2 protein-coding genes are annotated in these 12,624 nt (G+C 67.5%); both read right to left on the reverse strand.

The genetic code is table 11. From position 1 onward, the window contains the following. On the reverse strand, window positions 1-1,695 hold the full coding sequence (locus AUCHE_RS05185; RefSeq protein ID WP_006502219.1) for an ABC transporter ATP-binding protein: 1,695 nt from the start codon (window positions 1,693-1,695) through the stop codon (window positions 1-3). Then, window positions 1,682-12,592: a non-ribosomal peptide synthetase gene (locus AUCHE_RS05190; protein WP_006502220.1), complete on the reverse strand. Its 10,911-nt coding sequence runs from the start codon at window positions 12,590-12,592 to the stop codon at window positions 1,682-1,684. The genes AUCHE_RS05185 and AUCHE_RS05190 overlap by 14 nt, the downstream gene beginning before the upstream one ends. Window positions 12,593-12,624 lie beyond the last annotated feature (32 nt).

The following is a 12,624-nucleotide window of genomic DNA, read 5'->3' on the forward strand; positions in this document are numbered from 1 at the left end:
TCACCGAGTCACCGTCACCGCATACGAACCATCACCGACAAGCAACTCACGATGAGTGCCCTCCCCGACCACCACCCCCTCGTCGAGCACCAACACCCGATCAGCGACGTCCAACAACGCAGGACTGGTGGTGAACACGATCGTCGTCCGACCGCGACGCATCCGCACCACCTCACGCGCGATACGCTGCTCCGTCACCGCGTCCACCGCCGTCGTCGGATCATGCAGGACCAACACCTCGGCATCAGCCGCCAAAGCACGGGCCAGGGACAACCGCTGACGCTGCCCCCCGGAGAGATTCGCACCCCGATCCCGTACCTCGTAGTCGAGGCCCTCCCGATGCAGAGCGACGACATCGGACAACATCGAGGCCGACACCGCCTCCGACACCGACCGACTCCTCCCCGACGGATCAATATTCGACCGGAGCGTCCCGGCGAAGATCTCGCCGCTGTGTGGATTCACCAGCAGATGCTCACGCACCGCCGACACCGGAAGCTCCGCCAACGGCCTGCCACCGACCCGCACCACACCCTCGTAACACCCTGGCGCGGCCTGCAGAGCCAGAACGGACATCAGATCGACGGCCAGCTGCGGACGAATCGCCGCCACCGCGACGAAACCACCGGCCGGAACAGAGAAAGACACACCCTGCAGCGCCCGATGGCGGAGCCCGTCGACCTCGACCGCACCCCCCTGAAGCGGGCCTCCCGCTCCCGGCTCCGCCACCGGCGGCACCGAGAGCACCGACGCCATCCGCTCCGCCGACGCCCTTGCCACCATCACATACTTGGGCATCTCCGAGAACAACCGCAGCGGCTCCATGATGAACTGCGCCAAACCCACAGCCATGATGAGTTCCCCGACACCGATCCGTCCCTCCACGGCCAACCAACCCGCCGTCAAGGTCACCGCAGAAGCCAACGAAGCATTCAACGCCAAAGCCGTACCGGCATAAACCCCGTTGATCCGGGCCACGGTGATCGCCTGCCGTCTCGCCTCCGTACTCACCGTCCGATAGGACGCAAAAGCCGCATGCGGGCCACCGAAACCGTGCAGCGGACGCAGACCGGCGATCAGGTCGGCAACCTTCGCCCCCGCACGCGCCACCTTGACCTGCTGCTCCTTGGTACTCGCCCCGATCCGGGCCGACAACACGCTGAGCACCGAAAGGATCACGAGCGTTCCCACCATGACCAGGAAACCCAGCCATGGACTCGCCACGCTCAGAGCCACCGTCGCGATCGCCAACGAGACCAGTGCACTGATCATCATCGGCACGACTTCGACGATGTCCGCCGCCTGATCCGCGTCCTCGGTGGCGATGACCAGCATCTCCCCGGACTTCACGTCGGCACCCGCCGCCGGTCGAAGACCACAAGCCGCGACCTCCACCCGCCAACGGTGAGCCTCCGTCGTATTGGCCTTCTGCAAGATGCGCATCCCGAAACGCCAGGACAAGGACACCGTCGCAATGGTCACAGCCAGGACCGCGACCGACAGGGCCAGCGCCTGCCAACTCCGATCCGCCGTCAGATTCCCGACGATCCGCCCGAGCACGATCGGCAGGGAGGTCTCACCCGCCTGGTAGAGACACATCAACGCCGTGCCCCCGGCGACCGCACCGATATTCCGACGGATCGCCGTCGCCAGGATGCTGCCGCCCGTCACCTCCCGCCCCTCAGACACGGTCATCGATATGCCGGGCGACCGCCTCAGGGGTGCGCAAGGACAACAGCTCCCGGATGGTGATCACCGCGCCGAACTCCCGACGGAGCAGACCGACCAACCGGATCGCCGACATCGAATGTCCACCGAGATCCAGGAAATCACCCACGGCGCTGACCTCCTCCTCATCCAGGTCGAGGGTCTCCGCGAAGAACTCGCACACCACGGTCTCCGTCCCGGTCTGCGGGCCACGCTCTCCCGCGGACGTCAAGGCCCCCAACGGTTTCGGCTCGGGAAGGGACGCCGTGTCCGCCTTACCGTTCACCGTCAACGGGATCGCCTCGACCTGGGCGTAATGCGTCGGGCACATGAAATCCGGTAACCCGGCTCCCACCTGCGAAGCCACGTCGGCCAACGAACCACCGTCCACCACGAGATAGATCGCCAACCGGTAAGCCCCGTCGACCTGAGGATCGAGCTGAGCCACCGCTGCGGCGACCTGGACCGCCGGGTGGGCCGAGAACGCCGCCTCGACCTCCCCGAGCTCGACCCGGTGCCCACGAATCTTCACCTGCTGATCGGTACGCCCCAGATACGTCAGATTCCCGTCAGGTCGACGGAGCACCAGATCACCGGTGCGATACATGCGCTCACCAGGACGACCGAAGGGCGAAGCCACAAACCGGTGCGCACTCTGACCGGGCTGACCGAGATAACCCCGGGCGATCCCGATCCCCGCAACGTACAACTCCCCGGGCACCCCGTCAGGAGCCGGGCGCAACCACTGGTCGAGCACGTACACCTCGGTGTTGTCGATCGCCACCCCGACGACCGGGTCCGGGCACTCGAAGGTTCCCACCCCCAAGGTGTTGATGGTGTATTCGGTGGGCCCGTACAGGTTGTAGCCGACCGTGCCTTCTGTATCGGCGAGCCGCTGCCACAAGGCCGGTGTCACCGCTTCACCGCCCAACAGGACCAGAGCCGGCCGACCGGCCGGGTCGTCGAGCAACCCCTCGGACAACAGCTGCTGGGCATAGGTCGGTGTCACATTGACCACGTCGATCCCGTGCTCACGGCAGTAAGCGACCAGGGCAGGGGCGTCACGTCGCAGGTCCTCGTCACAGACGTGCACCTCGTGCCCGTCCGCCAACCACAGCAGCTCCTCCCAGGACATGTCGAAGGCGAAGGAGACGGTGTGCGCCACGCGGAAGATCCGGTGGACGTGCTCGGCCAGCACCGGTTCGAAGATCCGACGTTGATGGTTGAGCAACATATTGGTCAACCCGGCGTATTCGGTCACCACGCCCTTCGGCCGGCCGGTCGAACCGGAGGTGTAGATCGTGTACGCGGCGTGACGTAGACGCTGCGGATCCTCCGGGGCGAAGGTCACGAAGGGTTCGACCTGCGGCAACGGACGGTCCAGTTCGATCAGGTCGCCGGTCAACCGCGAGGAGACTCCGCTGACGGTGAGCACCACGTCCGGTCGGGCGTCCTCGACGATCATGGCGATCCGCTCGTCCGGATGGTCCAGCTCCAGGGGCACATAGGCGGCTCCGGCCCGCAGCACGGCGAAGACGGCGACGATCGAGTCCACCGATCGTGGGATCGCGATCCCCACGGTGCCCTCGACGCCGATCCCCCGGGCGACCAGTACCCCGGCCAAAGCCCGACTCCGGTCCCGGAGCTCACCGAAGGTCATCCTCCGGCAACCGGAGACGAGAGCCACCCGCTCAGGATCGCGGTCGGCAGCCCGGTCGAAGAGGTCGACCACGGTGTCCGTGCCGATGTCCGTGTGCGTCGAGTGCTCGGGCTCCGGGGCCAGACCCGGCAATGCTCCGACCCGACCGGAAGCCGCCGCCAGGCCGGTGAGTGTCCGCACGTAGTCGTCGAGGAGCCGACCGGCGTCGAATCCGGCGATGCACCGGTGTTCCACCTTGATCGTGATCCGCTCCCCCGGGGTCACCACCCAGGTGAACGGGTAGTGGGTGGAGTCGTCGGAGCGCACCTCCGTGATGCCGTGGCGGAGGTTCATCTCCTGGAAGGCGTCCTCGTCCAGGAAGTTCTGCAACACGAACAGGTTGTCGAACAGGATGTCCTGGCCACTGGCCCGTTGGATCTCACCGAGACCGAGATCTTCGTAGTCCATGGCGTCGACCCTGGACGTCTGCACCGCCGACAGGTACTCCCCGACCGTCTGCTCCGGGCGGGCCCGGGTCCACATGGGGACGGTGTTGAGCAACACCCCGACCATGTCGGACAGCCCTTCACCTTCCCGGCCGGAGACGGTCACCCCGAAGACCGCGTCGTGACGGCCGGTGTAGGCCCCGAGGAAGAGACCGAAGGCGCCGGTCAGCAGTGAGTTCAGGGTGACGCCGTGGGCTCTGGCCGCTTCGTGGAGGTCTGCCGTCTGCTCGGCGGACAGCGTACGGACGAAGGCCGGCGGCAGGTCGGTCAGCAGGTCGGGTTCCGGGCCGGCGAGCAGTGTAGGTCCTGACAGGTCGGCGAGGTGCTCAGCCCAGAACTGTTCCGACGAAGCGCGATCGGCAGAGGCGACGGCCCGGGCATGGTCCTCGAAGGAGGGCGCGGCCGGACCGAGGTCAGGCTGCTTCCCGGCCAGTGCGCTTTCGTAGGCGGTGAACAGGTCCCGCAGCACGATCTCGCGGGACCACCCGTCCCAGAGCAACAGGTGGTAGCTCAGGAGCAGCCCGTCCCGCCCGTCGGGTCGACGTACCACGGTCAGTCGGATCAGCGGCGGAGCGGTCAGGTCGAAGGAAGTCCGACGGTCCGCGGTACGCAGGAGGTCGAGTTCGGCGTCGTCGGCGACCTCGACCGTGCGGACCTCGACCCGGCGGTCCGGGCTGAGGACCTGGACCGGGTTACCGTCCGCGTCGGTGTCGAAACCGGCCCCGACGACAGGATGCCGGGCGATCACTGCGGACATCGCCACCGACAGGGCCGAAGGGTCCAACCGGCGTGTGAAACCGAAGTAGTTCTGTGCCACATAGCCTCCGGTGGTATCGGCCAGCTGGTCCTGGAAGTACAGCCCTCGCTGGAGCGGACCGACCGGGGCGCTGCGTTCGACGGACGCCGCGCCCTCCGCGACGGACCCCAGTGCCTGCAACCAGTGCTCGGTGATCTCGTCGGAGATGCCCTCGACCAGGGTGAAGGTCGCGTACAGGATGCCGGTGGACGCCTCGGTCCAGGCGTTGACCTCCACGGCGTACGGACTGGCAGCGGTTTCCTCACCGGTGGGCAGCGCCTGTTCGTCGCTGCTTCGGCCGAGATAGTTGAAGAGCACCTGCGGGTGCGCGGTCAGCAGCGGGGCGGTCTGCGGGTTCAGGTAGCGCAACTGCCCGTAGGCGATGTGACCGGTCTCGTCGGGCTGCCGTCCGATGAGTTCGCGGGCCGCTGCCACCGGATCGGTGTGCGCGGTGAGCCGCACCGGGGCGATGGCGGTGAACCAACCGATCGTCCGGGTGTAATCGTGTCCTTCGGCGGCGGGCACCCGGCCGTGCCTTTCCAGGTCGATCGCCAGGTCGGCCGGTGTGTCCTGCACCTGGGTCAGCGCGACCCGCAGTGCGCCGCACAGCAGCTCGGTCACGGGAATGCCGTACGAGGTGGGCGCGAGACAGCGCACTCGTTCGCTGGTCACCGGGTCGAGTGCCACCGTGATCTCCCGTCGGGGGCCGAGTTCGGTGACCAGCGCAGGCGCGTGGAGGATCTCCCGCCAACGCCCCAGGCTGTCGACGGTGGTGACGGCCCCGACGGTGAGCGCTTCGGCGTATTCGGCGTAGGGAGTGGTCGCCGGGGCGAGTTCTTCCCCTCGGAGTGCTGCGGCGGTGTCCTCCAGGAGGATCAGCCAGGACACGGCGTCGACGGCGAGATGGTGGACGGCGATCACCAGCGTCCTGGTGGTTTCCGACCAGCTGAAGACGATGGTCTCACCGGATTCGGGGTCGAGCAGGGTGGAGGCTTCTTGCGCGGCGACGGCGATGTCATCGGTGGAGGAACGGATCACGGCGGGTTTTCCGGTGGGATCGGTCCGCAGGTTCCACACCCCGTGGTCGACGTCCAGCCGTATCCGCAGAGCCGGGTGAGCGGCGACGACGGTTCTCGCGGCTCGCTCCACGTCGTCGTATCCGATTCCCTCCGCTAGCGGCACGGCTCTGGCCTGGGCGAAAGCACGTAGTCCGCCGCCCAGTTCACGCTGTCTGAGGATGATCGGGGTGGGCGCGACCGGGCCGTCCTCACGGCGGCTCGGTCGCGCGGTCGGCGACGGGGTGGCCGTCGACGGGCTGCATTCTGCGAGATGACCGGCCAGGGCTGCGGGCGTCTTGAACAGGAAGAGGTCGCGAGGCGTGACCGACAGTCCGGCTGCTCTGGCCCGGTTGACCACGGTGATCGCGACGATGCTGTCGCCTCCTGCCGCGAAGAAATCGGTGTCCGGACCTGTGCCGGGGTGGTCCAGGGTCTGCGAGAAGATCTCGACCAGTGCGGGGAGCGCAGAGCCGGTGGTGGTCGGTGCGGCGGACTCTGGTGTCGCATTCCGGGTCAGGGCGTCCCGGTCCAACTTCCCGTTGACGGTCAGCGGCAGGGTGTCGACGGTCCGGATCCGTCCCGGGACCATGTGTGCGGGCAGTGTCGTGGCCAGTCGTTCTGCCAGGTCTTGCGGGGCTCGGCCCACTACGTGCGCCACCAGGTGGTCGCCGCTGTCCGCGACGGTGACGGCCACGTCCACCACGCCTTCGAAGGTCCGGATCACGGATTCGACCTCGCCGAGTTCGACCCGGAATCCCTTGAGTTGGACCTGGTCGTCGGCGCGACCGGCGAACACCAGTTCGCCGTCGATGGTGCGATGAGCGAGATCGCCGGTGTGGTACATCCGGGAGCCGTCGGCAGCGAAGGGGTCCGCCACGAAACGTCCAGCGGTCAGAGCCTGCCGTCCCAGGTATCCCGCTGACACCTGGTCGCCGGCGACGTAGATCGCCCCGGTCCGGCCGGGGGGAACCGGATTCAGTCGGTCGTCCAACAGGTGTACGCGCAGTCCGGGGATCGGGCCGCCGATGGGGCTGACCGTCTCCTGGGAGGTGAAGTCTTCGCCGGTCAATACCCGGTGGGTCACGTGCACGGTGGTCTCGGTGATGCCGTACATGTTGACCAGTTCGGGTGAGTCGACGCCGTGTCGGTCGATCCAGCCCCGCAGACGCTCCAGGTCCAAGGCTTCGCCACCGAAGATGATCCGACGCAGCGCGGGCAACGGTTCCCCGGCGTGTCGGTCGGCTTCGATGAAGCGGTAGAAAGCCGACGGCGTCTGGTTGAGAACGGTCACCCGGTGTTCCCGGACGAGACGGTGGAAGTCCGTCGGGGAACGGGTCAACCCGTAGTCCGGCACGATCAGTTCACCGCCGTACACGAGCGCACCCCACAACTCCCAGACCGCGAAGTCGAACGAGTACGAATGGAACTGGACCCATACGTCGTCGGGTCCGAAGCCCATGTCCGGTTGGGTGTTGGCGAGCAGGGTCACCACGCTGGAGTGGGTGACGACGACCCCCTTGGGACGGCCGGTCGACCCCGAGGTGTAGATCACGTAGGCGGGATCGTGCCAGCCGGGTTCGCGCCTGTCTCGTGTGGGCGTCACCTCCGTGTCCGGGTCCCTCCCCGGCACGAGGATCCGGGCCTCGGACCCGTTCTGCGCCAGGAGGGCCGCGAAACGTTCCTCGTGCTCCGGGGCCACCAGGACCACCTGGGGTGCGGAGTCGCTGAGGACATAGGCCAGCCGCTCGTCCGGGTAAGCCGTGTCCAGGGGAACATAGGCGCCGCCTGCGCTGACGACGGCCAGAAGGGCCACCACCTGCTCAACGGTCCGTGGCAGGGCGACGGCGACCCGTCGTCCGGGCCGGACCCCGGCGGCACGCAGAAGATCGGCCAGGTCGTCCTTGGTCTCGGCCAGTTCACCGTAGGTCACGGACCGGGTCTGCCCGTCGAGAGAGCACTGGGTGACGGCGGGCGCTGCCGGGTCACGGGTCGCCGCGGCGTCGAACAGTCCGCTGAGCGTGGCCGTTGCGACGGGGTGGACCAGCCGGTCCGGTGCGGCCGGCAGCTGGCCGACCTGTTCATCGGGACGCTCCAGGAGCGCGGTGATCAGCTGGACGAACCGCTGCAGGATCGACCGGGCTCCGGCTTCGCGAAGGAGCGCACTGTCGTAGATGAGGCTGAGGAGCGGCCCGCCGGACGGTGTCCGTCCGACGACCAGGGTCAGCGGGTAGTGCGGCGCGCCCTCGTTGACGATATCGGTGACGACGAGTGTGTCGCCGAGGCGGCGGAGCATGTTCACATCGGTCGCCATGTCGAAGACCACGAGGGTGTCGAACAGTGATCCGACTCCGGTGCGGCGGCCGATCCGGGCGAGTGAGACGTGCTGGTGTGGCAGCGTCCGGCTCTGGTGGTCGCGGACCGCGGCCAGTAGTTCACCCGCAGTGTTCTCGGCCGTCCAGCTGGCCCGCAGCGGAACGGTGTTGATGAACAGCCCGACCATGTCCTCGATGCCGGGGACATCTGCGTCGCGTCCGGAGACGGTCGACCCGAAGACCACGTCCTGGGAGTGCAGGATGCCACCGAGGGTCAACGCCCAGGCGGTGTGCACGGCGACGCTGAGTGGCACGCCCGCGGTCTGTGCCGCGGCGTCGAGGTCGGTCGTCGGTTCGACGCAGACGTCGGAGAAGGCAGTGGAGGGTGTGTGTCCTTCGGCCACCAGGGACGGCCCGGGCAGTCCGTCGAGTTCGGCTTCCCACACCCGGTCGGCCTCGACATTGTCGCGGCGGGTGAGCCAGCCGATGTAATCGGAGAATCCTCCACGTACGGAAGCACTTCCCGGCTCGTGATATTCGGCGAGCAGTGTGCGCAGCATCGGAGGAACCGACCAGCCGTCGGCAACGATGTGGTGAACGGTCTGCACGAGGGCCTTGCGGTCGGAGTCCGGGTCGAGGAGCAGACCGAAACGCATCGGCGGGTCTACGGCCAGATCGAAACCGGTTTTCCGGTCCTGGGTGGCGTAGTCGTGGATCTCCTCGTCGGTGAGTCCCGGCCGGGAGATCGTGACGAACGGCGCGTCGAGACCCTCCTCGAGGACGGAGACGACCCGGCCGTCCTTCAGGGCGACGAAGCGGGCGGCCAGGTTCGGGTACAGGACGAACAGGCGGTTCGCCGCTGCCGCCAGCCGTTCGACGTCGATCTCGCCGGACAGGCTGAGGACCTGCTGCTCGACGTAGCTGTCGGCGGAGTCGTCGTCGAAGACCGAGTGGAAGTACAGCCCTTCCTGGAGAGGGGTCAACGGCAGGATGTCGCGCAGCGCGGGGCTGTCGAGGACGTCGATGTCGTCCTGGTCGAGCCGGACCAGCGGGAAGTCGCTGGGTGAATGGCGCCCTTCCTCGAGTGCGGACAGCCCGAGGAGGGCCTCCCGGTAGTACTCCCCGAGCCTGTCCACGTCTGCGTCGGTGAACACTCCCTCGGGCCAGGAGACGGTGGTGACCAGCTCGTATTCACCCGTCGCGGAGGGTTCGACGATGGCATTGAACTCGAGTGCGCGGGGCAGACGCATGCGCTGGTCGCGTCGTTCGCCGAGCTGTTCGGTGGCTTGTGCGGGCCGCCATTCGTCGGATGTCCCGGCGTCGAAGCGCCCCAGGTAGTTGAACAGGACTTGAGGCGCGGTCGGGGTGAGCTCGAGCTCGGCGAGCTGGCGGAGGGCGCCGTAGGACAGACCTTTGCTCGGTACGTCGGCGAGGTCTTCCTTCACCGAGGTGAGTGCGGAGGCCAGATATGCGGCGGCGGTGAAGTCGGCCGTCCGGCCCGGGTCCACGACCACCGGGAAGAGCGTGGTGAACCAGCCGATGGTGCGTGACAGGTCGGTTTCGACTCCGTCGACGCCGGTGACATGGCGTTCTTCCCGGCCGTGGCCTTCCAGCTCGATGTGGGCGAAGGTCTGGTCCTGGCCGTGGTCGTGTCGCCACCGGGCGAGGGCCACGGCGAGTCCGGTCAGCAGGACGTCGTTGACCCCGGCGTGGAAGAGGGCGGGGGTGCGGCTGAGCAGGGCTGCCGTGCTCTCGGGTCCGAGGGTGAGGGTGCGCTGTCTTTCACGGGCGACGGTGTCGTTCTCGGCCAGGGGGCGCCGGCCCAGCAGCTGGTCGGGGTGGGGCAGGGGTCGTTCGTAGTAGGTGCGGTCGTCGTCGAAGTCGGTATTCGCCAGAAGTTGCGTCCATCTCCGGAAGGAGGTCCCGCTGGACGGTAGGTCGATCTTCGTTCCGCTGCGCTGTTGACGCCAGGCGGTGGCGAGGTCGTCGGTCAGGATGTGCCAGGACACTCCGTCGACCACGACGTGGTGGATGACGACGACCAGCTGGTGTGCGTTCGGACGCCAGACGGCGCGGAGCATCACGCCGCGGTCCGGGTCGAGTCCTTCGGCGGCCAGGGCCAGGCATTCGTCGAGGGGCCGGTCGCTCTTCTCCCAGTGTGCGACGGGCCGTCCTGCTTCGGGGATCTCGAATCCCCAGTGGTCGCCGCGGACGAGTGTGGCGCGCAGCATGTCGTGTCGGGTGAGCACGGCGGTGAGGACGGCGTCGAGGTCGTCGTCGGTGAGTTCAGCTGGTGTGTTGAGGACGACCGATTGCACGAAACCGTCGATCGCGTCGGTGGTTCGGCCGAGCCAGCGCAGGACGGGTGATTCGGTGGTCGTGCCGGTGGCGATGTCGTCGGGGTCCGTCCGGGTGTCTTTGTCACGGCTGACGGTGGCGGCCAGTTCGCGCAGGGTCGTGCTGGCGAAGATCTGGCCGACGGTGGTGTGGAGTCCGGCTGCCCGGAGTGCGCTCAGCAGGGAGATGGCGAGGATGCTGTCTCCGCCGAGCCGGAAGAAGTCCTGGTCGATGCCGATGTCGTCGAGGCGTAGGACAGATGCGGCAGCGGCACAGACGGCGCGTTCGTCGTCGGTGGCGGGCCGGGCGTAGGTGTGTGTCGTGGGTTCGGGGTCGGGGAGGGCGTTCCGGTCGAGTTTGCCGTTGGCGGTGAGGGGGAATTCCGGGAGGACGACGATGTGGGCGGGCACCATGTACTCCACCATGTGTTCGCTGGCCCAGTCTCGGATCTCGTCCGGGGTCGTCTTCTCGTGTCCGGCGCCGGGGATCACGTATCCGACGAGGTAGGTTCCGCCGGCGTTGTTCTGCCGGGCGACGACGCAGGTGTGGCGCAGGCCGGGGTGCGCGGCGAGTCCTGCTTCGACGTCTTCGAGTTCGAGCCGCATGCCGCGGATCTTGATCTGGTTGTCGGCTCGGCCGAGGAAGTCCAGGGTGCCGTCGGGGCGGTAGCGGGCGAGGTCTCCGGTGCGGTAGAGGCGGGTTCCGTCGGCTGCGAAGGGGTTGGCGACGAAGCGGGCTGCGGTGAGTGAGGGCGCACCGACGTATCCGCGTCCCAGGAGGAGTCCTCCGGCGTACAGTTCGCCGCAGACGCCGGTGGGCACCGGGCGCAGTTCGTCGTCGAGGACGTACAGCTGGGTGTTGGGGTTGGCCCGGCCGATGGAGGTCGAGCGGCGTTCGGCTTCTCCTCGGTAGACGACGTGGGAGACACCGATGGTCGCTTCGGCGGGGCCGTAGCCGTGGTACATGGGGATGTCGAGTCGGGTGCGGAAGCGTTCGTAGAGCTCCGGGGTGAGCACTTCGCCGCCGCACCATACATGCCTGAGGCTGTCGAGTTTTGTCGTTTCGCCGGAGATCTCCAGCAGTACGTCCAGCATGGAGGAGACGAGGTAGGCGAAGGTGACCCGGTGTTCGGCGATGATGTCGAGCAGGTGGTGGGGGTCGCGTTCGCCGCCGGGGCGGAGGACGACGAGTCGGCCGCCGCACACCAGGGGCAGGAAGATCTCGTTGATGGAGATGTCGAAGGAGAGCGGTGCTTTGAACAGGGAGGCGTCGTCGTCGCCGAAGCCCAGGATCTCGTCGACCTGCCAGAGCAGTCGTTCGCTGATCGCTTCGTGGCGGATCATCGCGCCTTTGGGTCGTCCGGTGGATCCGGAGGTGAAGATCACGTAGGCGAGGGAGTTGCCGTGGATGGCGGTGTCGGGGGCGGCTGCGGGGTGGTGTCCGTACTGCCAGTTGTCGAGGTCGACGGCGAGCGCGTCGGGTTCGTCGGGGTGGTGTTCGCCGGTGTCGTTGAGTTGCAGGGTGATGTCTGCGTCGTCGATGACGGTGGCGCGGCGGGTGGTGGGCCAGTGCGGGTCGAGGGGGACGAAGGCGCAGCCTGCTTGGAGGATGGCGAGCAGTCCGATGACCATGTCGGCGGAGCGGGGCAGCGAGATGGCGACGATGTGTTCGGTGGTGAGCCCGCGGCCGATGAGGTGGTGGGCGAGTTGTGCTGACAGTTCCGCGGTTTCGCGGTAGGTCAGTGAGCGCTCCTCGTCGATGACGGCGATGGCGTCGGGGCGTCGTTCTGCTTGGGCGCGGAACATGTCCACGATGGTGGGTCGTTCGCGGTCTGCTGCGGTGTCATTCCACGCGGCCAGGGTGGCGAGCCGTTCGGCGGTGGTGGTGGGGGTGATGGTGCCGAGGGTGCGGTCGGGGAAGTCGGTGAGATCGTCCAGGGCGAGTTGGGCGTCGCCTTGTCGGAGGCTGTCGGGGAGGGTGATCCGGATGTTGTCCGGGGTGTCGTCGTGGGGGGTGCTCTCCGGGGCGGGGTTGGTGTCGACCCAGTCGAGGACGTCGGTGAACGGGGTGTTGTCGGTCAGGTGGAGACCTTGGGGGCTGCTCCCGTCCGCCCAGTACGACAGGCTGATTCGACAGGCTTCGGCGATGGTGCGATCGGAGTAGTCACCTGTGCGGCGGCGGACGTCGCTGAGGTGGTGGGGGGAGATCTCGAGGGGACGAGTACTCGGTTCCATCATGAACGGCTCAACATCCTTCCACGGCGTGAAGA

This window comes from Austwickia chelonae NBRC 105200 (genome assembly GCF_000298175.1).
Taxonomy (GTDB): Bacteria; Actinomycetota; Actinomycetes; order Actinomycetales; family Dermatophilaceae; genus Austwickia; species Austwickia chelonae.